General features: G+C 68.4%; 16 protein-coding genes, 1 tRNA gene and 1 pseudogene. 5 read left to right on the forward strand and 13 right to left on the reverse strand.

The genetic code is table 11. The features are described 5' to 3' along the window. Positions 1-170: 170 nt before the first annotated feature. The 7 genes from D581_RS1000000141420 to D581_RS0130245 all read right to left on the reverse strand — a co-directional run bounded on the left by D581_RS1000000141420 (position 171) and on the right by D581_RS0130245 (position 7,422). Positions 171-464, reverse strand: a complete 294-nt coding sequence (locus D581_RS1000000141420) for a hypothetical protein (RefSeq protein WP_018960867.1) — start codon at positions 462-464, stop codon at positions 171-173. Then, positions 352-699, reverse strand: coding sequence for a DUF6193 family natural product biosynthesis protein (locus D581_RS1000000142325; RefSeq protein WP_469225701.1), 348 nt, complete (start codon positions 697-699; stop codon positions 352-354). Before D581_RS1000000142325 ends, D581_RS1000000141420 begins: the two co-directional genes overlap by 113 nt. Next, positions 696-1,067, reverse strand: coding sequence for a DUF6193 family natural product biosynthesis protein (locus D581_RS01000000137920; protein ID WP_026291045.1), 372 nt, complete (start codon positions 1,065-1,067; stop codon positions 696-698). Before D581_RS01000000137920 ends, D581_RS1000000142325 begins: the two co-directional genes overlap by 4 nt. An 8-nt stretch (positions 1,068-1,075) precedes the next feature. Beyond that, complete coding sequence (locus D581_RS1000000138720) at positions 1,076-5,788, reverse strand: DUF6531 domain-containing protein (RefSeq protein WP_018960869.1); 4,713 nt, start codon at positions 5,786-5,788, stop codon at positions 1,076-1,078. Positions 5,789-6,512: 724 nt separating this feature from the next. After that, positions 6,513-6,803 carry a hypothetical protein gene (locus D581_RS0130235; protein ID WP_018960870.1) on the reverse strand — a complete coding sequence of 97 codons (291 nt, stop codon included), beginning with the start codon at positions 6,801-6,803 and terminating at the stop codon, positions 6,513-6,515. A gap of 29 nt (positions 6,804-6,832) precedes the next feature. Next, on the reverse strand, positions 6,833-7,198 hold the full coding sequence (locus tag D581_RS0130240; RefSeq protein ID WP_018960871.1) for a hypothetical protein: 366 nt from the start codon (positions 7,196-7,198) through the stop codon (positions 6,833-6,835). 29 nt (positions 7,199-7,227) lie between these two features. Beyond that, positions 7,228-7,422 carry a type II toxin-antitoxin system Phd/YefM family antitoxin gene (locus D581_RS0130245; RefSeq protein ID WP_018960872.1) on the reverse strand — a complete coding sequence of 65 codons (195 nt, stop codon included), beginning with the start codon at positions 7,420-7,422 and terminating at the stop codon, positions 7,228-7,230. 782 nt (positions 7,423-8,204) lie between these two features. On the opposite strand from D581_RS0130245, the gene D581_RS0130250 reads away from it, so the two are divergent. Then, complete coding sequence (locus tag D581_RS0130250; protein ID WP_018960873.1) at positions 8,205-10,481, forward strand: hypothetical protein; 2,277 nt, start codon at positions 8,205-8,207, stop codon at positions 10,479-10,481. Positions 10,482-10,563: 82 nt separating this feature from the next. Beyond that, entirely contained in the window at positions 10,564-16,722 is a 6,159-nt protein-coding gene (locus tag D581_RS0130255; RefSeq protein WP_018960874.1) for a hypothetical protein, read from the forward strand. Positions 16,723-17,127: 405 nt separating this feature from the next. Here D581_RS0130255 and D581_RS0130260 read toward each other — a convergent pair whose 3' ends face one another. The 5 genes and pseudogenes from D581_RS0130260 to D581_RS0130280 form a co-directional block, all read right to left on the reverse strand. Further along, positions 17,128-17,457, reverse strand: coding sequence for a MazG-like family protein (locus D581_RS0130260; protein WP_018960875.1), 330 nt, complete (start codon positions 17,455-17,457; stop codon positions 17,128-17,130). Between the two features lie 26 nt (positions 17,458-17,483). After that, positions 17,484-18,805 (reverse strand): annotated as a pseudogene (locus D581_RS1000000138725) (UDP-glucose dehydrogenase family protein). A gap of 107 nt (positions 18,806-18,912) precedes the next feature. After that, positions 18,913-20,145 carry a hypothetical protein gene (locus D581_RS0130270; protein ID WP_026291048.1) on the reverse strand — a complete coding sequence of 411 codons (1,233 nt, stop codon included), beginning with the start codon at positions 20,143-20,145 and terminating at the stop codon, positions 18,913-18,915. A gap of 308 nt (positions 20,146-20,453) precedes the next feature. Beyond that, positions 20,454-20,672, reverse strand: a complete 219-nt coding sequence (locus tag D581_RS01000000137935) for a hypothetical protein (protein ID WP_007457738.1) — start codon at positions 20,670-20,672, stop codon at positions 20,454-20,456. Positions 20,673-20,955: 283 nt separating this feature from the next. Beyond that, positions 20,956-22,185: a helix-turn-helix domain-containing protein gene (locus D581_RS0130280; RefSeq protein WP_018960878.1), complete on the reverse strand. Its 1,230-nt coding sequence runs from the start codon at positions 22,183-22,185 to the stop codon at positions 20,956-20,958. Positions 22,186-22,485: 300 nt separating this feature from the next. On the opposite strand from D581_RS0130280, the gene D581_RS01000000137940 reads away from it, so the two are divergent. Further along, on the forward strand, positions 22,486-23,442 hold the full coding sequence (locus tag D581_RS01000000137940; RefSeq protein WP_018960879.1) for an NAD(P)-dependent oxidoreductase: 957 nt from the start codon (positions 22,486-22,488) through the stop codon (positions 23,440-23,442). A 51-nt stretch (positions 23,443-23,493) separates the two neighbouring features. Here the strand turns inward: D581_RS01000000137940 and D581_RS0130290 are convergent. Further along, positions 23,494-23,567, reverse strand: a tRNA-Gly gene (locus tag D581_RS0130290). Between the two features lie 670 nt (positions 23,568-24,237). Here D581_RS0130290 and dcd point away from each other — a divergent pair. After that, positions 24,238-24,813 (forward strand): dCTP deaminase, encoded by a 576-nt coding sequence (dcd, locus tag D581_RS0130300; protein ID WP_007452873.1) that lies wholly within the window; start codon positions 24,238-24,240, stop codon positions 24,811-24,813. Between the two features lie 6 nt (positions 24,814-24,819). Beyond that, on the forward strand, positions 24,820-25,320 hold the full coding sequence (locus D581_RS0130305) for a phosphoribosyltransferase (protein WP_026291049.1): 501 nt from the start codon (positions 24,820-24,822) through the stop codon (positions 25,318-25,320). The last annotated feature ends 28 nt before the right edge of the window (positions 25,321-25,348 follow it).

A 25,348-nucleotide genomic window follows, 5' to 3' on the forward strand; every position in this document is an offset into this window, starting at 1 on the left:
ACTCGCGCTCTGAGCTTGGGATCAGCGGTGCTTGGGCCATCAAGGATGCCCTGACCTGCGCTTTCCCATGAGGCGGCTGAGATGGCCCTGGTCTGTGGAAGCCGCACCTGACCGCTGTTGTCCGCTCCGATGGGCACGGATGGGGCACGAGCAGAGGGGCCAAGGGGCCCTCATGACCAAGCCGAGCAGTCCTCCAGCGAGATCTCCCCAACGGCCGCGTCCGTGACAGCCTCCAGGTCCGGGTTATAGGGGCGAATGTCGGGAAGCGGGGTGCAGAAGGTGACGTTGGAGGTGAGGAGAGCCTCCTCGATATCGGCGAAGGACAGGGAGACGTACGCCTTCACCTGAGTCTCACCGAACTCCTCCTGCGCTTTCCGAAGGCAGGCGCACACGTACGCCAGGCACCTCCGGACGAGAAGGGGCATACGTTCGTCCGGTGCGGCCGGGAGGTCGTAGTCGGTCACCCCCCTCCCGTTGATCGTCGTCGGCGATCAACTCGTATGCCTCTTCGACGGTGTCGACCTCCCCGAGGACAGACTTGTCCGACTCGCGACGCACTCGGTATCCACCCTTGGCCAGCGGGTAGGCCGTACCTACACCACGTGGCCAGAGCCACTGGGTGCACCGGACATCAGACCACTCCGCCGCCACTATCGCGGCCGCGTTTCGGGGCTCTTCGCTACTAGCAGGTGTGTTCATAGGTCGTGAACAGACCCGTCGATGGCCGGCCCGCAGCCTTCGGGAAGGTTGGCGGCGATTAGGGCCACCGCCTGCTCCACCGTGTCGGGCTCCCCCAGAACCGTGCCGTCGGACTGGCGGATCACCATGAACCCGCCACCGCCGCGTCGGAACAGGGCGCCCACGTCTCGGGTCCACGGAGAACGGATGCATCGGCTGAGATACAGGGCGCCGTGGCTGACGATGGGGAATAGTTCACGCAGGCGCTGGTCCGCATATGCTGCCCGGGGCATGGCGGGATTGATCAAGTTGGCTTCGGAGTCGAGGATGGTTCTCCACTTCTCCGCGACAAGCTCCGCAGCTCGCTCAAGGTCCTCGTTGTTCGTCATTCTGTGCATCATTCCTTCCTGGGCTTGGGAGGTTGTATCTCGGGAATATCAGGCTTCGGGACATCGATTTTCTCATTCCCTGAGTACCAGTGGATCTCCTCCCAGGGGCGCCCGAGCGGATCGGGCTCGTTGAACATCACATCTGACTCGTACATGCGCACACTCCGTGCGACGACGCTCATTTCCCATGCCGTCCCCAAACCTGGGCCCGGCAGGTTACCGGGCATCGGGCCGAACGGCTGCCCGTTCCGGGCGGCGGTCTGGAATGCATCCACGATCGTCTCCGGGGTATTCCAGTTGCCGTACTCGCCTCTACTGTTCGGCATCCCGTCGAGCGTGATGGACAACGTGGTGTTGCGGTCGCCCACTGCGGCCATGACGTTCGTCATCCAGACGGGTCCGCTCTGCTCGACCTCGGCGTAGTCGTCCCCGTTATAGGTGTGAGCTCCTGGATCACCGTTGGCGCGGAGATGCTCGGCCAGTGAGTTCGAGGCGTTGGTGGGTTCCTGATTCACCCCCAGTACCACACTGTGCTTGTGCTCCCCGCTCCGGTGCGGGCACCCCGCAAGACCCAGCGGGTCGATCCACCGCGTCGGGTCGTCGACATAGGTGACCGCGTTCGGGGCCGGGGTCAGACCGAGCGGGTCGGGGGAGAGGTAGCGGCCCGACTCGGGGTCGTAGTGGCGGTGGCGGTTGTAGTGGAGGCCCGATTCCGGGTCGAAGTACTGGCCGGGGAAGCGCAGGGGGGTGTAAGCGTCGGCGTCGCGGTTCCACGACGTGGCTCCCCACAGGGCGGAGCGGGTGCGCCACGCCACCTCACCCTGTTCGTCGACCAGTTCACGAGGCGCGCCGATGAGGTCGGTGATGATCGCGAAGAAGCGGCTGTCGACTTCCGTCTGGTCGACGAACCGGCGTTCCACCTGGGTCACCGGCTTCACGCCGTCGTGGTCCCAGGTGACGGCGACGGAATCCGCGGAGCCCGTCGTGAACGTGGTCTGTTCGCAAAGAGTGTCGCCGTCCCAGGTGAACGCCACCTCCTCGGCCACCGTCGCCCCGTCCTCGGCCAGGCGCTGCTTGGCCGAGCGCCGCCCGAGGGCGTCGTAGAGGTAGCGCCAGCGCGTACCATCCGGCGTGGTGACCGAGACGAGGCGGTCCTCCGCGTCCCAGCCGTAGTGCCAGGTCTCGGGCTTGCGGGAGAGACGGGTCTTCCGGCGCAGGATCACTCGGCCCTGGGCGTCGTGCTGGTACCGGACACGGCCGGCACGGGTGATGCGCGTTCCGGCGTACTCGCGCGGCCCGGAGGCGTCGCCCGCACCGGGCCAGGATCCATTGGTCTGGTTCCCGGCCTCGTCGTACGCGTACTGCTCCGACCAGTTCTCCGCCGTGACGCCGGTGACCCGGCCGTCACGGGAGACCTCCAGTCGCTTGCGGCTCCCGGTCAGCTCGTCGGCGGAGGCGAGATGGCCGTCGGGGCGGTACGTGTACGTGCGGCGCTGGAGGACCCGGTCACCGGTCGTCCGGACGAGCTGGTCGATCAGGCGCCCCGCCTGGTCGTACGCGAGGTCGACGGCCAGCGCGTCACCGATCCGGCGGCCGGTCTCTCGACCCGTCTCGTCGAAGTGGAAGCCCAGCCGGTGGCCGGAGGCGGTCAGCTCGGCGGTGCGACCGACCGGGAAGGACCAGGAGCTGACGGCACCGGACGGGGTGACGCGACGGGTGCGCCGCCCGGTCTCGTCGTAGGTGTTGACCAGTTCGCGGCCGCCGCACACCTCCCGGAGGACCCTGCCCGAGCTGTCGCGGACGAAGGAGAGGTCGGTGTCGGGCCCCGTCGCCGAGGCGAGGCGGCCGTGGATGTCGTAGGTGAAGCGGGTGACGCTCCCGTCGGCGTCCTTGGCGGTGACCCGGCCCGCGAGGTCGCGTTCGTAGTGGACCGTCTGGCCGAGTCCGTTCGTACGAGAGAGGAGTTGGCCGCAGGAGTCGTGGAAGTAGCGGAGGGTGCGGCCGTCGTAGTCGGTCTCCGCGCTGGTGCGGCCTGCCGCGTCGTAGGTGTACTCCCAGGTCAGGCCCTGGGGGTTGGTGACCCGGGTCAGGCGCAGCTCGGTGTCGTGGGTGAACTCCTGGCGTGCGCCGCCCGGTGTGGTGCGGGCGGAGACCAGATCGAAGTGGGTGTATTCGAAGCGGGTCTCGCCGCCGGTCGCGTCGGTGTGCGCAAGGCAGTTGCCCTCTCCGTCGTACGTCCACGACTGCTGTGAGCCGTCGGGTTCCGTCCGGCGGGCGAGCTTCCCCTCGACCGTCCACTCCAGCTCGGTGGTGCGGCCTTGGGGATCAGTGATACGGACCGGGCGTCCGAATGCGTCCCGGACGTAGCGGGTGACCGTACCGAGCGGCCCGCGGACCGCCAGCGGCAGACCGGCCGCGTCACAGCGCAGCCGGTCCAGCGCGCCCAAGGAGTCGTCGACTCCGAGGAGCTGGCCCTGCGGGCCGTGAGTGAGGCGGGTCGTCGTCCCGTTCGGCCGGGTGAAGAGCGTCGGGTTACCCCGGTCGTCGTACTCCTGCCGCGAAGTCCCGCCGTCGGGGCCGGTGACGGCGGCCAGCTGGTTCAGCTCGTTGTACTCGACCCGGGCGACGGTGCCGTCGGGGTGCTCGACCCGGGCCGGGTTTCCGTGATCGTCGTAGGTGTACGTGGTGGTACGCCCGAGGGGGTCGGTCCGGGACAGCACACGGTCGTACCGGTCGAAGCCGCGGTGGGTGACGCCGCCCAGCGCATCGATCTCCGCGACGGCCTGGAGCCGGTCGTTGAACTGGTGGACCTTGGTCGCGCCGAGGGAGTCCGTGTACCGGGTGACGCGGTCGCCCGTCTCCGGATGGACGTCGTACGCGAACGTCGACGACAGATAGCCGCCCGGGCCGACCGTGCGGAACACGCGGCCGGCATCGTCGTACACATAGCGGAACGTGGAGTCGTTACGGTCGGTCCACGAGGTGATCCGGTCGTCCGGGTCGTACGTGAAACGCAGCGGCAGACCGGATGAGTTGATGACGGCATCGAGGTTGCCGAGGGTGTCGTAGCCGTAGCGCATGACCGTGACGGGACCGTCCGGCGTACGCAAGGACAGTTCCCGTACGCGGGAGTCCTCGACGGCCAGAGCGACCCGGTAGCCTCCGGAGTGGACGACGGCGGTCGGACTGCCGTCCCCGAGGCGGGCGAAGTCGATCCGGTTGAGGTTGCGGTCCTCGATCTCCCTGAGCCAGTAGGCGGGGGACGCGTTATAGGGGCCGCCGCGGAAGGAACGCGTCAGCCCTGAACGGGGATCCGTGACGAGATAGGTGGTTTCACTGTTGCCCTGGCCTCCGTGCCGGATCGGCAGCCGTGGGCCTTCCACGGGGAGTACCCCGTCGTCGTCCTCGGGCAGGGGCAGCCGCGGATAGACGAGGAGTGAACCGTCCTCCCGGGACCACACCGCGCCCCCGCCGAGGGGGTCCAGCTCGATCCGCTCGTCCAGCGTGGAAGCCCAGCTGCGCCCGAACCACTGGCCGTAGCGGTAGCCGGAGAGATGGGTCCGGCGTAGGACCAGGGGAAGGACTCCGGGCAGGGCCAGATCGGTCTGCGGGAGGGTCATCTCGCCGGTGGCGACATCCACCGGGTCGTTCTCGCAGGTCTTCTTTTCCAGCGAGATGGCGTTGCGGCGCGGCTCGTCCTTGGCGTTCTTCAGCGCGTCGGCCTTGGTGCGGGTGGAGTTCCGGGGTGCATCGGGGCGCGAACGGTCTCTCTCGTCGCCCTTCTGCACCTTGACGCCCTTGGACATCATCTCCTTGATGTCCAGTTCGATCTTCTTCTGGTTGTCGGAGATCTCCTTGACTGCCTTCGGCAGTGCCTTGCCGACGTGGTCGCCCATGGCCTTGTTGGCCTTGCCGAGCGCTTTCATGGCCTTGTCGATCACGGGGTCCAGGGCGCCGGCGATGTCGTCCTTGCCGCGGGTGCGTCCGTGGGACGTCTTGGCCTTGGAGAGCTTGCCCGCGGTCCTGCCGTGCACGTTGACGCTGACGAGGTTCAGCTGGGTACCGGCGCGCGTGTGCTCCGAGTGCTCGATGTGCACGCCCTTCCCGGGCGCGGGGCCTGGACCGGAGCCACCGGCCGAAGCGAGTTGGAGGGAATCCTTGGCACCCGCCACCCCTTCGTTGAAGCCTTCCTTGCCCGACTGACCGACCTGGTTCATGTCGACGCCGTCCTGGAGGCCGAGAGCGTTGGCACCGACCTGTACGGCGAGGTCCGCGGCCATGTTCTCCAGCGCGGCGACGGCCGGCTCGGTCAGGGCGGAGACGATGTAACCGACGACCTCCTCCATGCACTCCTTGATGATCCGGCGGATGGCCTGTTGGGCGACCGCGATGGCCGCCCCACCGATGAGCATGGAGAGCCCGCCGGTCACCGGTATCAGCGCCATGGAGATGCCGGCCTTGCCTGCCAGCACGCCCAGGTGGACGATTGCCGCGTACTTCATGGCTTCGATCGCCGTGGCCGCGTTGTCCAAGGCTCCGGCGATCGTCCGCGCACCGCCGGCCAGGTCCTTCACGTGCTTTTTCTGAACCTTGCCCCAGTGGCCCTTGAGCGCGTCGAGAGCTTCGCCGCTTCCGGAGGACAGCAAACGTTGCACGTGCTGGTTGGCAAGGTGACCGTCGTCCTCGACATCGTCGGCGAACTCCCGGAGAGCGTCGGCCATGTCCCGGTACGCGTCTTCGTCGACGTTCGGTCAGTTGATCCCGATGAGGTCAAGCATGGTGTCGGCCCAATCGGGCACGGTTACAGCCACAGCGCGAAGTCCCCCCGTACAAAGCTGCGTTCACTGAACGCACGTGCGAACAGGATCTCATTTCCGGGCCGCGTCACCAAGATCGTTCACAGTCGGCGGGTACGTGCGAGCGGACAGCTGCGAGGTGAGACCGTGGACACCCGGAGCCTGGGCTATCGCAGCGAGATAGGCGGCGCCGGGCGGTGGGAGGGGGCCTCCGTGGGCGGCTGCGGGGAAGCCCACGGTTCGAGGTGAACTGCGGAGGGTCGCCCGGAGGTTGTCCGAGTCGCACGAGGGCGCACGGCCTGCCCCGGATCTGGTGCACGACACCTGAAGTGGTCCAGACAACAAACAAGGCCCGGGTCGATGACCTGGGCCTTAGTCGTGGAGCGGGTGACGAGAATCGAACTCGCGCTCTGAGCTTGGGAATCAACGGTGCTTGGGCTGCCAGAGGGGGCCTGAACTGGGGTTTTGCAGCGGGCAGGTGGATGGTCCCTTGTCTCTCAGAGCCGTATCTGACCGCTGTTGTCCGTTCTGCTGGGCACGGATGGGGCACGTCGACTGTGGGGCATCAGTCTGAGGTTCTGTGCTGGAGCGGGTGACGGAAAACGGAACGGGAGCCATCTGTGCTGCAGATGCTCCGGTGGCGTAGACGTCAGGCCCAGAAGGCTTCGGTGACGACGATCTGGGGATCGGCGTGGCGCCGCATGAAGGTGTAGATGAGCCAGCCGCGTCCGCCGGCCAGGTCCACGATGTGGGGGCCGCCGGGGCTTGTGGAGGCCAGAGGTCGGACGGTCATCCAGTGCGGGAGCGAGGCGTCGGCGTCGATCCCCCGGAAGTAGGGGTCTTCGGCTGTGATCAGTTCCGCACGGGCACTCATGATCAGGTCACTGCCTTCGGCGGGCATGTTCTGGAAGTCGTGCTGCGCCTGTTTCGTCCAGTCCATTTGCCAAGGCGGCCGGAGTGGTTCGTCGATCACTCTCCGGGCTTCCTCTCAGCGGCTTCGTGCCGGAGGCGGCTGTACTCCTCCAGAAGCCGAAGGGACTCCTCGGGGTCCTCGGACTTGGCGGCGCGGGCTTCGAGGTCGCGAAGGTGCGAGTCGAGGACGGGATTCCGGGCGATGGCGTACTGCGTCCACCACAGACGCATGAAGGCGGGCACGGGCGTGATGTTGAAGGCGTCGCCGATGACGCGCTTCCAGTGCGCCTCAAAGTCCGGGAGAAGGTGCGGAGTGTGTTCCTGAATCGCCAACCGGAGTGCTTGAGGCGTGTGTTCGGGCATGGGCGGCAACCGCAGGGGTTCCCCCTCGTACCCATCGAAGTGGAGTGCGTGGGCGGGCATGGTTCGTGCTCCTTGGTGTGGAGGGTGGGTCAGGCCGCCTCGTGTCGGTCCTCGTGCGACTGGCGCCCGCGGGCCATCTGCTCGAACCACTCGGCCGGCACCAGGTAGGCGACCGTCTTTCCCTTGCGGGTGATGGCGGCGGCCTCGCCGGCGATCCGGGTCCGGTCCAGGATCTCGCCCATCCCCTTGCGCAGGTCGATGGTTGTGTACGTCTTCGTCTCCATACGCTCAAGCGTATAGCAACTATCATAGTTGGCATATGTGCCCGTAGGGTGCGACGGCTGGAGGAAGCCAACGGGCACATCGGGTGCAGAGCGGGCGCCGGGTGCCTGATCGGGCTTGTTGCAACAAGAAGCCCCCGGCCGCTGGCCTGGGGCTTCATGTGGAGCGGGTGACGAGAATCGAACTCGCGCTCTGAGCTTGGGAATCAGCGGTGCTTGGGCCTCTGGAAGGGCTCTGACCTGCACTTTCCTGCGAGGAAGCTGGGATTGTCATGGCCTCTGGAGGCTGTACCTGACCGCTGTTGTCCGCTTTGCTGGGCACGGATGGGGCACGAGGGCGGCGATGCAGCGGGCCCTGTCAGGCGGGGTGCTTGGGGGTGGGCCGACGCGTCAAAGAGGGATGACGCGGATCTGGTTGCGACAGAGTTTGGTCATGTCGTCGCTGTCGGGCGTCAGGGGGCGTCCCGATTCGGCTGGCGAGAGACCTCGGGGGCCGTGCCGCCGATGGGCATGCATGTGCCTTGGGTTTCTGGCCACGCTTTCCAAGCGCGCTCTGTTCGCCTGCGGCTGGATCACCCCCTGCCGTGACGACCTGATCAACCGTGACCCGAGTCTCCTTGGGCGGTCAGAGAAGCACATGCGCGAGTCCCGGCTCTTTCCTTTCCTCCGGCGAGGCGTGAGTATGAGGGCATATGCGAGGAACACCGGTGACCGGAGCTTCGTCGGAGGGGACTTCGGACGGGGTTTGGCGGCCCTATATAGACCCTCCGCTGATTACTCCCTGGATGATCAGGCCGGGAGCCGGCGAGCCGGCGGACGAAGCGCGGCTGCGTCGATATCTCCTTGCTCTCGTCGAGCGGCGAGCCACTCCCGTCCACGTCGCGGTCGCCTTTAACGCCGTGTACTTCGGCTTCGACACGGACGCCGCAGGATACGCGGGCGGGCCACTGGACATCGGTGACTTTCCCTCGGTCGCCCTCGGCGACGAGATGGCGGCGTTACCGGTCGGCGCGATGATCAACGTACGGACCGGCGGCGATCTGTTGCCTGCGGAGATCGTCTACAAGGAGGGTGCCCACGAGGCACTCGGCGTCGAGGGCGATATACCGGGCTGGTTGTCGGGTGCCCCCGCCGGTGCACAAGGGCCGGACCAGTTCGACGGGACGAAGGACACCTCGCTGCGCGAGCGACTGGTCTTCGACGCCGACGCGTTCGGGCCCGGGCTGGCTGCTTCCGGTGCACGCCTGAACAGGCTGATCCGCCGCGGCACTATCGACGCGCACGGGTCCTTGGTCATCAACAGTCTGTACGAACGTTCCGGCGACGGACCGCCTGAGAGCGACCTCGACGATACGTCGTATTACCTGCGCTATCTCATGACGCGCGGCAGGGAGCAGTTGGACAGCTCCCTCGCCCCCATGCCACTGCCCTTGATGCTGCCTCCCGGCGCCACTTCGCAGGACAGGGAGGCGGGACTGCGGAACCTTGTGAACGTGGTCCGGCGCGCTCTCGCATCGCTGCCCGGGATTCGCCTGTGGGGGGAGTACGCCTTCACCCGCGCCGCGATGGCGGACCGCCTCGCCGACGGCGGACCGCTGGGACGTGACGCCTTGGAGACACTCGCTCGGTCCGTGGCCCGCAGCGCGGCACCGATCGTCAGCCGGGGGACAGCGGTGCGGAGACGGCCGGTCTACACCGCTCTCGGGCCCGCACTGTGTTCTCTGCCCGAGGCCGCGAGGCTGATGCGGGGCACGGGGTACCCCTCGGCCGTCCTCCACGCCAACGTCGTACTTATGGACCACGTACGGCGTGAGGCCGACGAGAAGACGGGCCTGCTGCCCACCGGCGTCCGGGTCGCCCTCGACGACCGCTGGCAGGGCGGCGGAGTGTGGCGGGCCGAGCACGTGGGGGACGGTCCGGCGTCGGACGTGCTCCGGGGGGCCTCGGAGGAGCCGACCGGGCGGGGGTGGGCGGAATGCCGGGAACGCCAGGCTCCGAGGGCGCCCGTGGTGGAGCCGGAGCTCGGAGACTCGGACCCAGGGATGCCGTGGCCGGACGAGCCCGATCTCGGGGGACCTGTTCTGGTTCACGAGGGGACGGGCCGGCTGGAGTGGCAGCAGCCCCTGCGCGCCCGACAACTGGAGGGCGGCTACCTGCAGATGCCTCCGGCTGTGACGACCGGGCAGGGCACCGCGCAACGGCCCGGCCGCGCACCACGCGACGGATCGGGCCTGCTGCCGAGTCCGGGTCCGAGCCCGGACGTCGTCTTTCGCCTGGAGCACGACGGTCAGCCGTCCTTCGTACAGCGTGTCCGGATGGGCGAGGAGGGATGGCTCGTCGGACTGCACTGGCCGTCCACCTGCTTCCCCGGCATCCTGCTCGACCTCGCCTGGCAGCGCGGCAGCCGGACCGTGGAGGCGCGGACGACCGCGCTGATCCGGCCGAGGACCGTCGACGGGGAGTCGATCGAGTACCGGTACGACCAGCGGGTGCGCACGAGGGACGGCGCGCGGCAGCTGCCACCGGATGACACACCCCTCGGACGGACCCGGTGGCTGGTCATGACGGCGGTACGGAGGTTCGGCCTGCTGGATGTCGTCGGCCGGGCCATGCTGGCCCGTGAACTGCTGGCCCCGGCCCTGCTTCTGGTCATGACCGATGCCCCGGAGGACCCCACGGCCGAGCTGGTGGACGCGGCGGTAGTCGAACTGCTTGCCGCCGGGGCGCTGACCTGCCTGCCAGGCAGCCAGGGCGACGACGGGCGGCCGCACCACCCGACACGAATCGGCGAGCGCTTCGTCGAACTGCTCTGCTACACACCACAGGTGGTGGAGGACCGCCCCCGAGGTCACGGGGATACGGGGGACGGTGCTTCGCAGGTCCGTGCGAAGACCGTACATCATGTTCCGGGATCTTTACGCTACATAGGCCATTTGGGGTACGAAGCGAGCCCGGAACAGCGACGCTTGTTCCGACAGGACTTTCTGAAGTTCGGCCTCGTCGGCAGCCCTGAGCTGCCCCCCGGCTACACCTACGTACGGCCGCATCAACGGGGCTGCTGAACGGCCGCTCCCGCCCCATCAGTTCGCAGGAGTTCGTGTGACATCACCCCGTCATGGAATGCACTTGTGCAGAGAGTCGGACGTGCCGTTCTCCGTGGCGGGGGAGGCGTCGGACACGCCGGCTCTCACCGACGCCCTGGAAGCGCTGGCCCAGGCGCTCCGTGCCCTGCCGTCGCCGGTCGGTGCGGCCATTGAGCAGCTTCAACAGGCTGACGTGGAACACGCGTTGAACTCCACGCCGATGCAGTGGCGACGCCACATCCTCGGCGCGCTGCGGATTCCGGTGGCGGGCACCCGCGTGAGCCCGGCCCTGTGCCGTGATGTGCTCACGCGGATGAGCCGGGACCCGGTCTCTGCCAAGTCACGCCATGCGGCGCGTCACTTGACCCAGCCACTCCTGAACGACCTTCTGGTGGCCGCTGATTCGGGTGAACCGCTCACCCGGCGCTGGAGTCCGGTCCTGCTCCGGCTGGCCGGGTGGGTGCATCTGCGGGTCAGCGAGGAGGACGGGGCGCTGTGGCTCTGGGCCCTTGAACAGTCCTGGATGACAGACGGTTTGCCGCCCAAATCGATCGCGGCGGTGCGTGAGGCCGCCCGACGCGTGGCGGAGCTCGCCCCGGCGCCGCAGCCTCCAGGAGCAGAGAACGACTCCACCGGCTCCGGCACGGAACCGGCTGTGACGGCGGCCCCACAGGAGCCCGTGGACCATGAGGGGAGCGTGGGGCTCCAGCCCGACGCCGCCGCGCTCACCGTAGCCGTCGAGCGGGTGGAACGGGCGCTGGCGGCCGCCCGCGAGCCGGTCCGGCGGCTTGCCGACTCGGTGTCCGCGCAGAGTCGTCCGGCCGACTCTGACCTCGTCTCGCTCCACGAGCTCACGGCGGCGTTCGATGACGCGCTGGCTGGATTCAGGACCTTCGGCGCAGAGCCTGCGCCCGACCTCGGCAGCCTGCGCGAACGCGCGGTGTCGGTGGCCGAGACCCTCGCTTCCGAAGCACTGCGCACCCGGCTTGCCGACGTGGACGGGCTGCGCCGTGCGCCAGGGTCCGCCTCCGCCCTGTCCGCCGCCGTGTCCGAAGCCCGGGAGGCCGCCCGTGCGCTGCTGGCCCGAGCCGATTGGTCCCAGCAGGACAGCTCGGATGCCGAGGCCCTCGGGATTCTCCTGAGGATGGTGGAACTTGCCCACAGCGGCGAGGAACGCTCGGCCGAGATCCTCGGGCTTCTCCAGGAGATGTCCGCGAAGGCCCCCGCGTTCCTCGTACTGGCAGCGCAGTGCGGGGATCTGACTCTCGGGCCCGCCCCGGACGCCGATCTCGCCTCCTCCCCCGGAACAGACACGGAGCCAGCCCAGGACACGACCGCGGACGGGGCGGCAGGAGCGGTGGCGGAGCCTGCCGCGGGAGGGGGAACGGGAGCGGATTCCGAGCCCGGCGAAGCAGCCCACGCCGATGCCGTACGGGCTCACGGCGACCTCGACACCTCCGGCCCGCACCCGCACGGGAGCCCCCGTACGACGGAGCCTGGTCCGCCGAGGCCCGGGGCCCCCGCAGACCGTGGCGTCGCATCCGGACCGCGCCGGGACCCCGCCCCGGGGGAGGACCGGCAGCCCGCCGAGCTCCCGGCACAGCCCGAAGCGCCGTCCCGCTCCACCGAAGCGGCGGACGGTTCGCTGCTCACTGCCGCACGGCACCGGCCCCCGTCCCCTGCCCCCGCTTCCGCGCAGCCCCCCGCTTCGAGCGCCCACCTGCCGCAGCAGCGCCCGCATCCGGCCGGGAAGACGGACCCAGCGCTCGGGTCGGGTGAGTCCCCGGAGGCCGTCCTCGCCCCCTTGGTGGCCGAACACCGCTACGGGGCCGCCGCGGCGCTGGCCGAGCAGAACGCCGAACCCGTATGTCGTTCCGCCGCCCTGCGGATCTCCGCGTACGCCCTCGCGCTGCGTTCCTCCAGCGGAGAGTGCGCCTCGCGGGTACGAGCCGAACTGGCCGGGATCGACGTCGACGCCCTCGTCCGAAGCCGCCCCGACGCGGCTCTCGTCACGGCCGCTCTGCTGCGGGTCGTACTCGTGACCGGGGACGCTGAGACCAGCGCCCCGCTCCAGCAGGTGGCCGCCGTACTGCCGCCGAGCCTCGTGTCCGTGGCCGACGAGGTCTCACGGTGCGCGCTTCAGTCCATGCTGCTGCATTCCCCGCCGCTCGCCCTGGCGCGCGGCACGGCCGAACTGGAACGCTTCCTCCAGGAGGCCCGCGAGGAATGCCAACAGGGCTTGGACCAACTGCCCCGCATCCGGTTCAACCGGGCCACCGAAATCACCCGGCTCTGGCTCGCGCCCTCTGGACTCATCGGCAGCCTGCTCCAGCGGGCCGCCGACGACGACAGGGACGGCCTGGACGAGGTCGCGGACGGCGTGCGGAAGCTGGCCAACGGGTCTGCCCTCCAGGACGAACTCAACGAGGTCGACCGCAGGCTGATGAGATCCAGCAGGAGCCGACTGGAAGGCCCCGCCAGGCAGAATCTGCTTCGGCTGATGAACGACCGACTGCGTTCGGTCGACAAGTGGGTCGTCGCGGCTCGCGCGCTCGACGTCGGAGCGAACGACTGGAGCGTCGACCAGGTCCAGGCGATGCGCGCGGCCGTGCTGGCTCTGCGCGACCACGTGTTGGACGACCTGTCGGCGCAGTCGCTCGCTGATGACGCCTACACCCAGGCCGCCATGCGAGCGGCAGCGAATTCGCTGCGGCTCACCTTCGATCTGCTGTCGGGCGACACTCGGCTCGATCCCGCCGAGTATCCGGCGGAAGTCGTCCTGGGCAGGGACCTCTTGAAGCTTCCCGGCGTGCGGGTGGAAGAGGCGACGGGGCGCGTGATTCCACCTGAACTGACCGCCGAGAGAATTATGGAGAGCGCCCGACGGTCGTGGCTGGACGTCATCGACAGCCATCGGGCGGCCGAACGGTTCGACCTCGCGGCTCATCTCCTGGGTCTCTCAGAGATGCGCCTCCTGCCGCCTGGCCCGAACGGCCACGAAGAGCTGACCGACGAGAGCGTGCACCTCGCGGTGGGGGAGGCGGCACGGCACACGGCGGCCGCTCTGGAAGGCAAGCGGCGGGTACTGGAGGACTCGCTGCGCCGCACGCGCGTCAACGGCGTCTTCAAGGAAGAGGAGGAGCGCGACTTCGAACACCGCCTTCAAGCACCCGCGTTGACCACCAAATGCGACCTCGCCTCCGCACGGCAGCGGCTCGACGGATTGTCGGAGGAGCTCGAACGCGCCCATGCGACGGCCACGGCCAAGCTGCGGGCGCGGCTCATGGAGATCCCCGGTCTGAAGGCCGAGGACTTCGCACGGGTGACTCCTCTTCTCGACGACGGCGATCTGCTGACCGCCGAGGAGCTGATCTCCCACCTGTCCAACGGCGAGAGCATCCCCGACACGCGCTACGGGGACCACCCGCTGAACGCCTTCTTCCCCTCGGTGCCCGATGCCCTGCCCCAGGGAATCACCGAGGAACTCATTCGGGCGGTGCGGAATCGGCAGCGCTTCCAGAACCTTGACGCACTGGACTTTTCCGCCATGTCCCAGGAGTTCACCGATCAGGCGGCCAACGGCCTCGCGGGATGGCGAGAGATGGCCTCACGACGGGGCGTCAGGAGGACGGAGGGCCTGAGTGAGGAGAACCTGCTGATGCCGGCGCTCCGTCTCATCGGTTACCGAAGTCTGCGTAAACCGCAACGTGACCGCCAGCGCAGCACGACACCCGAACACCGGTTTCTGGACCTCCAGGAGGTCCGGTACACGGGAGAAGCCCTGGTGCCGTCCTTCGGGTCCGCCCTGCGCGGCAGGCTGCGGGTCATGCTGGCGTGGGGCCAGCCGACTCCGGAGGCGCTGATGGCCCGTGTGCAGCAGGACCCCAGCCAGGAGAGCCTGCTCGTCGCGTACTTCGGCACCCTTTCCGCGCACGCCCGGACATTGCTGGCAGCGCTCAGTGTCGGCCGTCGGCCCATGGTGGTGCTGGACGACGCGGCCCTCGCCTATCTCGCAGCCCGGGGGAATCAGTTGCTCGACCCGGCGATGCGGGTGTTGCTGCCGTTCTCGGCCGTGAATCCGTACGTCAGTGAGAAACGCGGCCGGGTGGCCGAGGAAATGTTCTTCGGACGCCTGGAAGAACTCGGCTCCGTACAGGACCCGGTGGGCAACCAGGTGGTGTTCGGGGGCCGGGGGCTCGGCAAGTCGGCGCTGCTGAAGGAAGCGGGCCGGAAGTTCACCGCGCAGGCGCCCACGGCTCACATCAGCATGGCTATCAGCCTGGACTCCACCTACAACGGCACCAGTGCCCAGTCCTCGGCCGTGTGGAATCTCATCGGGCGCAGGCTGCTGGAGGAGGACGCCCTTCCGCTGCCCAAGCGTGTACGGGCCGACGCCACCCTCACCTACGACAACGTGCTGACCGGCATCAGGACCTGGCTGAAGGCCGACAGCAGCCGACGGATGCTCATCATGCTGGATGAGGCGGACGGATTCTTCGAGTCGGACTCGCCGAGGTTCACCGAGACCAGGCGGCTGCGTGATCTCAGTTCCGAGACCAACGACGGTGTCAAGATCGTCTTTGCCGGGCTCCACTCGGTGCAGCGATACGCCACCCTCGCGGCGAACAATCCGTTCAGCCACCTCTCGCAGCACCCGACGGTCATCGGCCCGCTCCAGCCCCAGGACGCGGCGAACCTGCTGCTCAAACCGCTGGCCGCCCTGGGATACCAGTTCCTGGAGCCGCAGTTGGTGCACCGCATCCTGGGCCACTGTTCGTACCAGCCGTTCCTGCTCCAGATGTTCGCGCACCGGCTGGTGCAGACCATGCACGCCAAGAGGCGGGAGGCGAAGTCGGGGCCGCTGCACTTCATCGCCCGCGACGACGTCGAACGCGTACAGTCCGACAAGGACCTCCAGCGGAGCATCACCGCAGCCTTCCATGACACCCTGCGGCTCGATTCCCGGTACAACATGATCGCCAACGTGGTGGCGCACCACGCTCATCACCACGGGATCGACGCCCGGATGACCCACGCCGAACTGCGCGACGAGTGCACCTATTGGTGGGCGGAGGGTTTCAGGGACCTGGACCCGGACCAGTTCCGCGCCTACCTCACGGAGATGGAGGGCCTCGGCGTCCTCGCCCCCGACCCGGACCACCGGGGCTGGCATCTGCGGAGCGCCAACGCCCTCAGCATGATCGGGACGTTGGAGGACGTGGACGCGCAGTTGGAGAACACCTCCAGTCGGCAGGTCACCGAGCGGCTGACAGCCCTGGAGACACGGCACAAGTCCGCGAAGTCGCACTCCCACTGTCCGCTGACCGCCGCACAGATCGCGGACATCCTGCCAGGCAGGCAGGTCTCCGGTTCGGAACCGGGACGCCGGAACCTGGCTCGGGTCGTACTCGGCTCTCCCGCCACCGGCGTGAACCGGGTCACCACCGCGCTGCGCGAGATCGCTGAGACCACCGGCTGGAAGATGCCGCATGTGGCCCGAAGGGCCGACTTCGAGCGTGAGCTCGTCGGCGGCGAGCCGGGGATGGGCAGGCTCGTGGTCTCCGACCTGACCGTCAAGTCCCCCGGCGAGCAGTCCTGCCTCATCTCCCCGGAGCTGGCGACCACCCGACTGCCGGACGGCCCGGGGGTCACTCGCTCCGCCGTGGTCGTGGCAGGTCTGGAGCAGCTCACCCTGTGGGCCTCGTTGCTGTCGGACGACCAGACGTCCGGCGTGGGAGTCGTCCCACTGCGACGCTTCACCCGACACGGGCTGCGCACCTGGTCCCTCGACCAGAACTCCTTCACGTCGGAGGCGGCGCTGCAGCGGGTGGCGGAGACCACGGGCGGCTGGCCGCTGCTCGTCGACCAACTCTCCGAACAGGTATCCCGCGGCGACTCGGAGGGCGCTGCCCTGAAGTCCGTCCGCGGTCGGCTGGAGAGTATCGAGGGCGCGGCCGACTTCCTGGCCCAGGTGGGTCTCGTACCGGAGACGTTCCGATCGTCGGCGTTCACCGCTGTGATGGAGTTCATGACAGAGCAGGGCCTGCCGTTCGAGGACCTGGAAGCAGCCGTCGGCGCCGCCGGCCTGGACCCTGGGCCGGAAGCCACCGATGCCATCCGGATCCTTCGCGCCCTCCAGGTCTTCGACGTGGACGCGACCGGTCTGCACAGCCCTGAACCGGTGCTGCTCTCCTGTTGGTCGAGGGTTACTAACTCCTAATTGGGTCTACACGACGATGAGGTCCCAGGCCGACGACCTGGGACCTCACATGAGAGCGGCTGACGAAAATCAAATTGGCGTTCTAAGCTTGGGAATCGACGCAATTCCAGCTAGTTGCACAGCTGTGGCGAGCAATTGACGGCGCCACCTCGGAGGCGCCGTGGTGACCCCGCGGGCTCAGTTCTCGGCTCATGCCCGTCTTGTCTACCGACTGCTGGCAGGTGTTGATGGCGGCAGCGCCGAGGGGACCGAAGGCAGGAGCCCGGGCCCAACCAGAGCCGGGTGCCTTCATGGAGTAGGGAAAGTTCTACCGCGCTGGGAGCACGTGCCTGCCGCAACTTGTGTGTCTGATGTGGCCGTCGACCGCGTTCACCGGGAGCGGTCGACGACCACGTCCGAAGGTCGTCAGGCCGCCGCAGCGGCCTCGCGGCCCCTGTGCGTCCGGCGGTGGAGGATCTCGTCGAAGGTGGCGCGGGCGCCTGTGGGGTCGATGTAGTGCATTGCCAGGAGGACTGCGATAACGGCGCCGACCAGGTCGTTCTGGACCTCGGACCAGGTGTGGTCGTCGCCGCAGGTGGTGAGGCCCTTCAAGCCGTGGAGGGCGTGCATGGCCTCGCCAGCTTCCTCGGCGACCTTGCCGACCTGGAGGGCTTTCAGCTCCTCGTCGGGGAGATGGGCGCCGGCCGCTCGGCAGACGGCAGAGAGCTTCTCGATGTTGTCCCACAGGGTGTCCACGTCGGACCTCCGGTCGATGGGTTCGGCTATTCCTGTGCGGGGCGTCCGAGCTGGCGTACGGTCCATCCGGCCATGCGCCAGGCGTCGGCGTCGATGAGGTTGCGGAGGTCGACGAGGACCTGGTCCGCGACCAGTGGGGCGAGGGCCTTGGGGTCGGCCTCGCGGAAGTGGGGCCATTCGGTGGCCAGGACGATCAGCTCGGCTGCCGCGAGGGAGTCTTCGAGGGTTTCGCAGTAGTCGAGTTCGGGGTGGCGGCGCAGTGCTGTGGGCACGGCGTGCGGGTCGTGGACGGTGACGGTCGCGCCGCGTTGGTGCATGAGCGCTGCGATCGCCAGGGCCGGGGATTCCCGGACGTCGTCGGTTCCGGCTTTGAAGGAAGCGCCCCAGACGGTGATGCGTACGCCGTCGACGGGTCGGCCGAGGGTCTGCTCGATGAGCTTCAGTGCGGCGGTGGGGCGGGATTCGTTGACCTCCTCCGCGCGCGCAGCATGGTCGCGGCCTCGGTGGCGCCGAGGGTGCGGGCGGAGGCGGTGAAGGCGCGGACGTCCTTCGGGAGGCAGCCGCCGCCGTAGCCGGGGCCGGCGTTCAGGCCGCCGCGGCCGATGCGGGGGTCCAGGCCGATGGCCTCGGTGAGCTGCTGGACGTCGGCTCCGGCGGCGGTGCACATGTCGGCGACGCCGTTGATGAAGGAGATCTTCATGCCGAGGTAGGCGTTGGCGGCGCCCTTGATGAGTTCGGCCGTGGCGGGATCGGTCACGAACAGCGGGATGCCGTTCGCGAGAAGTGGTGCGTAGACCTGGCGTACCGCGTCCTCAGCGCGGGCCGAGGGCACGCCCACGACGATGCGGTCGGGGCGCAGGGTGTCGTCGATGGCGTGGCCCTCGCGCAGGAACTCGGGGTTCCAGACGACCTCCACGTCCTCACCGGCCGGGGAGAGGCGGGCGAGCAGAGCACCGAGGTCGCGGGAGGTGCCAACGGTGACCGTGGACTTGCCGATGACGAGCGTGGGGCGGGTCAGGTGCGGGGCAAGGGCGCGGGCTGCGCCGAAGACCTGCCCGGTGTCGTAGCTCCGTCCGTCCGCGTCGATGGGCGTGCCCACGGCGAGGAAGTGGATGTCGGCGAACTCGGCCGCCTCTGCGAGGCTGGTGGTGAACCGCAGGCGTCCAGTGGCGGTGTGGGTGCTGAGGAATTCGGGCAGGCCGTCCTCGTAGATGGGGCACTCGCCGGTGTTGAGGCGGTCGATCTTCGCCTGGTCCAGGTCCACGCCGATGACCTCGTGGCCGATCTCGGCCATGGCAGCGGCGTGGGGGATGCCCAGGTGACCACAGCCGATGACGGATACGCGCATGGGTCGACGCTCCTTTCCTTGCCTCTCGCCCGCCCAGGGGAGTCCGGGCCGGCCGGGTGCGTCACGCTAGCGCCAACACCCGGCGCGGCCCTCTTCGTGCAGGTGGATCAACCGGCGCGCTGTTTCAGCAGATTGACGAGGGCGGGCAGTGACTCGGCGGCGGTCGCCCGGCACACCATGTCGCCGTCCTGGGGGCCTTCCAGCGGGTACGGCATGAACTGGCCGTCGTGCCAGAAGCCCTCCGGGTCCAGGTAGATGACCTGCATGCCGCGCGCGCGGGCGCGGGCCTGGACCTTGCGGCGGTCGGCGTGCAGGCCGACGACGAGGAGGGCCTTGGCGCCGTCGACCCACTCGACGTCGGGCACGGCCTGGTCGTAGCGGCGCATGAAGCACTCGTCGAGCCCGGCGCGCGCCGCGAGCACGTCGAAGTTGTTGGTGATGACCGGGCCGACGAGGTGACCGGCGTCCTTCAGTTCCTTCAGCGCCCACATGGCCGGGGTCGGTTCAGCCAGGAAGCAGGCGCGGAACATCTCCACGAATTCCGCCGTCTTTTTCTCCGGTTCCGTTAGTACCTCGTGGAGGAGCGTGTCCGCTGTCGGAGAGAGGGTGAAGCGGTGTTCCCGAGGCTCGTGGCCTTGGCGGTCGGTGACCCGGTAGATCTCGTGGAGCCGGTGCAGGGGCGGGATGCCCGCCTCCACCGACGTACCGCATCCGATCTCCACCTGGAACGGCAGCAGGTCCGCGAGGACGGACAGGTCCGGGACGCGGGTCGGCATACCAGGGCGGTCCTTGCACCTGATCCCGGTGGATAGGACGTTCCACGGCAGCTGTCGGACAGCGGGCGGCGGCGCGTAGGACACCGAGGCGATCTGCACGTCCAGGCTCCGGTAGCCGACGGGGAGGGTACGCCCCACTGCCGCGTCCTGGGGGTGGATGTCGTGCTCGGTGATCCGGCACTTCAGATCCCGACGTGTCCATAAGAATCCACCGGGAGCCTCCTTCCAGCCGCCGGTGGCCAGCGAGTCCCACAGGGCGTCGTGGTGCGCGTCGATCTCGGACGCGGGAGCGGTAGCGGAGTGGTAGAGGTACAGGTCGGTCAGGCCGATGGCCGGCGCGGCGGTGGTGGGGACCAGGCCGTACCGGTAGCGGTAGTGGATGATCCGCCGCCGGGCGTCGTCGGCGGCCGTCCAGCCGCTCTGGTCAGCCGTGGCCTTCTCCTGCGTACGGCGCCAGATACCTTCCTCGATGTAGCGGGGTCGGTCGGCGTCGCCGAAGTAGGTCTTCCAGACCTGCTGTTGGTCGGGGGTGAGCTGGTCGATGACGATGTACGGGATGTCCATGATCTCTCCCTGGAGAATCACGCCTGGATGCTCCGGGTGCATGGCGCAGGCTCCGTTGGCCGGGAAGGTGGGGGGGTGAACGACCCGGACAGCGGAGCGGAGTCAGCGGTCGGAGGGCGGGCTCGCGTCCGTTGAGACTGCGGCGGGCTGGTGACCGAGGCCGTTGAGGAGCGGGACGGCCTGGTCACGCAGTGCCCAGGCCGGGCCCACCAGGCCGGCGACCGCCAGAAGCGTGAGCGCGATGCCTCCGCCTTCGGGGCGTACGGAGCGCGGCGCGGCTTTTCGGGCGTGGCGTCGCCGAGGCCCGGTCACGGGGTGCCGCCGAGGGCCCGTCCGTGTGCGTCGACGAGGCGGCTGGTCTGCTGGTGCAGCCACTCCAGCTCGACAGAGGTGAGGATGAGCGCGCCATCGAGGGTCGAGCCGTCATCCAAGTGGAACTCGATGGGAACCGATCCCTGCCGGGCCCGCGGGTCGTAGACCGCGTCTCGTCCGGCCGAGAGCGTGGCGTGGGTGGCCCTCACCGGCACGGGCCTGAGCGTCGTCCCGTCGGCGGGCGCGGACCACGGGGCCCCGCCCCCGGGCGGACGCAGGTGGTACGTCGTAGCAGAGCCCTCACCAGGGAGAGCGACTACGACACCCACACGGCCATCGCGAGCGTTGTCCGTGGCGAGGTCGCCGAGCAGTGGGCGGAAGGGTGCTGCCGTACCTAACTCGGTTCCCTGCGAAGGAAGATGAGAAGAACGTCGTCGCGTCATGCCCCGAAGTTAGGGACAGGACGAGCCTCGAATATGAGCCGGAGGAATACGACCCCTATCCGTCCAGGTGAAAGCGGTCGGACATGTGCCGCAGCTTTTCCCTTGTGGCTGCTCGTTCGGCGTAGACGATGCTGCGGAGCGTTGAACGGGCGATGGGGTGGTTACGTACGAGCTGCGGCGCGATCCGTTCAGCCGCCTCCAGCTCGGCCAGGGCCTTTGCCCGGTTCCCGTCCCACAGCCAGGCCCGCGCCACGTCCATGTGGTGGTGTCCCTGACGGGAGTTGGGCAGTGAACCGATCAAGCTCGGGCTAGTGCGGCGGTTTATCTCCAGAGCTTTGCCCTGCTTGCCCATTTCCAGGGCCACGCTGATCGCGTGGATCTGCACGTTTCCGGCGGAGAACGTCAGCGAATGCCGGTCGTACACTGGTGCGCCGACGTACGCGTCCATGCGTTCCGCCGCGTCCTTCGCGTGTCCGATCCGGTCCTCCGCTTCCGATGGACGGTTGGCCCGAGCGGCGGAAATGGCCGCCCGAAGCTGAAGCGTGCCCCAAGCCCGCACGGCCAGCGGATCACCATGTTCGTACGGCTGTTGCACCGAGGCGATCGCCTTGTCCGAGAGGGTCAGAGCGTCGGTCCAGTCAGCGGTCGCCCACATGTCCCAGACGCGCATCCAGTCGGCGACGGCAGGCAGCACCGGATCTCCCGACAACCTGGCAGACCACGCCGCCCGCTCGCATGCCATGGCCACCAGCTCCGGGTGCCCGAGGGCGTGCGCGGCGGTGTGCGCGAACTTGCAGCACACGGCGTAGACGGCGTACGCCTCTTCCCGCTCGTGCCCGTCCGAGTCCTCCGCCAGGGCGCGCGCTTCCCGGAACAGGTCCGGGAGAACTCGGAGAATCGCGACGTTGGAGGCGGTGTCCCGCAGGCGGTGCAGCCGGGTCACCTCACGCCATAGCTGTGAGGCCGGTCGGGGATCCCCGTCGAAGACGGGAACGAGGTCGTAGCGACGCAGCTCGCGCAGGATCGACGAGGCGGCGATCTGCCACTGGCTGTCGTCGGGGGAACTGCTGTAAGGGCGTCCGATCAGGTCGTTCGGATGGACGTGCAGCTCTGCGGCGACCTGGTTGAGCAGGCCGACCCGGTCCAGCTCGATCAGGCCACGCTCCATCTTCGACACCCAGCCCTGCGACTTCCCGAGGGACGTCGCCAGGTCGGCCTGCGGCATGCCCAGTCGCAGCCTCGCCCTGCGAGCGCGCTTGCCGATCTCCTCGGCTTCCTCCAGCATCAGGACACCTCCCGGCCGCCGGACGATCCGGCGCGACCGCCGGTCTGTCCGTACAGAGTTCGTCTCCTGCACGGTACCCATGACGCGGCTTCAGCGTGAGACGAGCTGCAAGGACAGTCGGGGCCGCGGCCCGTGTACCGCTGTCCCGTCCTGAACGGCGAGTCCGAGACCGGAGACACTTCTGTCCGCCATCAGTGCCCGGACTGCCACCAGGCATTGATCCTGAAGCCGCCGGTGCCGAGCGACAGCGGATCATGGAGATGAGGAACACTCCACGTCGCACACCGCCGGAGGCAGCCAGTGATCACCGTGACCGTCCTCCACCCTGGAACCATGGGCGCGGCGATCACCGCCGAGCTCGTCGCCGGCGGCCATGAGGCGCTGTCGGTGACCAAGGGCCGCAGTGAGAACACCTTGCTCCGTGGGAGGGAAGCCGGTGCCACGGCGTACGACTCGCTCGCGGAAGCTCTGTCCCGAAGCGCGGTCGTTCTTTCAGTCTGCCCACCACAGGCGGCGGAGGACGTTGCGGCGGCGGTGGCCGCGCACGGCTTCGCGGGGGTGTATGCCGATGTCAACGCCATCAGCCCTCAACGCGTACGGCGCATCGCTGACGAGATCCGCCCCGGCTCCGCAGTCGTCGACGGTGCCGTATTCGGTCAGCCGCCAGGCGAGGGGCGTGCCACACGGCTCTATCTCGCAGGGGTCGGCTCTGCCGTCGAGCTGGTGGCGTCGCTGTTCACGGACTCTGCGCTGCACGTATGCCGCGTCGGGGACACAGTCGGTTCCGCTTCCGCTCTGAAGATGGCCTTCTCCAGCTACCAGAAGGCCGCCCGCACCCTCGCCGGCGTCGCTCACGCGCTCGCCGACGCCCATGGAGTCGGTGATCAGCTCACAGCCGAAGCCGAGGTCATGATCTCCGCGATCCTCTCCGATCCGGAGTATCTACCGAGCGTGGCAGCCCGAGCCTGGCGCTGGGCGCCCGAGATGGAAGAGGTCGCCGATACTCTCCGCGCGGCTGACCTGCCCACGGACATGGCCGAAGCCACGGCTCGGGTGCTCGCTTTCTGGGAGCAGGACAAGGACCAGTACGACTTGCCGGTCGCGCATGCCCTCTCCCAGCTCCGGTCGGGAAGAAGCAGTCGATTCCTCCAGGCTGGGAGCGTCGCTTGGTCGACGCCGCAGGCTCCGGCGAAGCCACGGGCACAGGAGGAGCAGACCAAGCAGCGATCGGGCACGGAAGGGGCACGCGACACCTAGGCCGGTCCAGACAACAAACAAGGCCCGGGTCGATGACCTGGGCCTTAGTCGTGGAGCGGGTGACGAGAATCGAACTCGCGCTCTGAGCTTGGGAAGCTCATGTTCTACCATTAAACTACACCCGCGAAGCGTGCCGATCACCGGCGCTGCATCGTTCCACACTCTACCCCATGCCAGGCCCTCGGCGGATGAGCCGTGGGGCCTCCATGTTGTGTGTCCGGTGGGGGAGGGAGTGTGGACGCGGGTGTGATGGGCGGGAGTTGGGGGCGTAGCGTGGGTGGTCGGAGTGCCGTGTGGAGTGGCGTCCCGTTCATCCCCTAATGTGGCTTTCTCGTCCATATGTGGTTGGGGAAGGGACTTGATGGATCCGATGGAGCGCACCGTCGTCCGCTGTGCCGAAGGGCATGTTTTCACTACCTCGTCGTTCCCGCTGCAGCAGCTCGGGGCCGGCCGGATCGGGCCCGGGCGGTTGATCCGCTGTCCTCGGTGTGCCCGGTTGCGGCAGGCCGTGCCGGTGGCGTTGGAGAAGTGGTAGGGCGCAGGGGTTCAGTAACGGTAGTGACAGCGGGGGAGTAAGCGGCGGTAGGTCGTGGCGGGTAGCACGTGGCGGTGGCAGTAGTCGCGGGACAGCCGGCTCGGGAAGTGGTGGCGGTAGCCGTTGTGGGCACGTGTGTCGTGGTCGGCAGCTGTGGCGGCGGGCGCGCGGGGGCGCGTAGGTAGCGGGGCGGTGGTGTTCTGCAGGCGCGCGGGTGGTCCGGTTGGGGCGGGCTCGCGCGTTCTGCGTATCCTCGGGACGTGCTTCTCTCAGACAAGGACATCCGGGCCGAGATCGACACCGGCCGAGTCCGTATTGATCCGTACGACCCTTCGATGGTGCAGCCGTCGAGCATCGACGTGCGGCTGGACCGCTACTTCCGGGTGTTCGAGAACCACCGGTACCCGCACATCGATCCGGCCGTCGAGCAGCCCGATCTGACCCGTACGGTCGAGCCGGAGGGCGACGAGGCGTTCATCCTGCACCCCGGGGAGTTCGTGCTGGCGTCCACGTACGAGGTGATCTCGCTCCCCGACGATCTGGCCTCGCGGCTGGAGGGCAAGAGTTCGCTCGGGCGGCTCGGGCTGGTGACGCACTCGACGGCCGGGTTCATCGACCCCGGGTTCTCCGGGCACGTGACCCTGGAGCTGTCGAATCTCGCGACCCTGCCGATAAAGCTCTGGCCGGGCATGAAGATCGGGCAGCTCTGCCTGTTCAAGCTGACCTCGTCCTCCGAGTTCCCGTACGGCTCCGAGCGGTACGAGTCGCGGTACCAGGGGCAGCGGGGGCCGACGGCCTCGCGGTCGTTCCAGAACTTCCATCGGACCCAGGTGTGATCAACCATGGCTAGTGATGTGCGGGAGAACCTGACCTACGAGGGCTTCGGGCGCGCCGTGCGCGAGTTGGCGCAGGCCGTCGCCGACGACGGGTACGAGCCCGACGTCGTCCTCAGCATCGCTCGGGGCGGCGTCTTCGTCGCCGGTGGGCTCGCCTACGCGCTCGACTGCAAGAACATCCATCTGGTCAACGTCGAGTTCTACACGGGGGTGGGCACCACTCTGGACATGCCCGTCATGCTGGCGCCCGTGCCCAACGCGATCGACTTCTCGAAGAAGAAGGTCCTGATCGCGGATGATGTCGCCGATACGGGCAAGACGCTCAAGCTCGTCCATGACTTCTGCGTCGACCATGTCGCCGAGGTGCGCAGCGCCGTCATCTACGAGAAGTCCCACTCCCTCGTGAAGTGCGAGTACGTGTGGAAGAAGACCGATCAGTGGATCAACTTCCCCTGGAGCGTGGAGAAGCCCGTCGTGCGGCGGGACGGGCAGGTTCTCGACGCGTAGGCCCCCCTAGGGTCCCCCCGGTGGGCCG

Source organism: Streptomyces sp. CNB091 (genome assembly GCF_000377965.1).

Excerpts from the sequence above, each read along its gene's own strand:
- D581_RS0130240 (WP_018960871.1), bottom strand. The coding sequence starts at position 7,198 with ATGCCCGCCCACGCACTCCACTTCGATGGGTACGAGGGGGAACCCCTG.
- D581_RS1000000138720 (WP_018960869.1), bottom strand. The coding sequence starts at position 5,788 with ATGGCCGACGCTCTCCGGGAGTTCGCCGACGATGTCGAGGACGACGGT.
- D581_RS0130235 (WP_018960870.1), bottom strand. The coding sequence starts at position 6,803 with ATGGACTGGACGAAACAGGCGCAGCACGACTTCCAGAACATGCCCGCC.
- D581_RS0130245 (WP_018960872.1), bottom strand. The coding sequence starts at position 7,422 with ATGGAGACGAAGACGTACACAACCATCGACCTGCGCAAGGGGATGGGC.
- D581_RS1000000142325 (WP_469225701.1), bottom strand. The coding sequence starts at position 699 with ATGAACACACCTGCTAGTAGCGAAGAGCCCCGAAACGCGGCCGCGATA.
- D581_RS0130305 (WP_026291049.1), top strand. The coding sequence starts at position 24,820 with ATGGCTAGTGATGTGCGGGAGAACCTGACCTACGAGGGCTTCGGGCGC.
- D581_RS0130280 (WP_018960878.1), bottom strand. The coding sequence starts at position 22,185 with ATGCTGGAGGAAGCCGAGGAGATCGGCAAGCGCGCTCGCAGGGCGAGG.
- D581_RS0130250 (WP_018960873.1), top strand. The coding sequence starts at position 8,205 with ATGATCAGGCCGGGAGCCGGCGAGCCGGCGGACGAAGCGCGGCTGCGT.
- D581_RS0130270 (WP_026291048.1), bottom strand. The coding sequence starts at position 20,145 with ATGGACATCCCGTACATCGTCATCGACCAGCTCACCCCCGACCAACAG.
- D581_RS01000000137920 (WP_026291045.1), bottom strand. The coding sequence starts at position 1,067 with ATGACGAACAACGAGGACCTTGAGCGAGCTGCGGAGCTTGTCGCGGAG.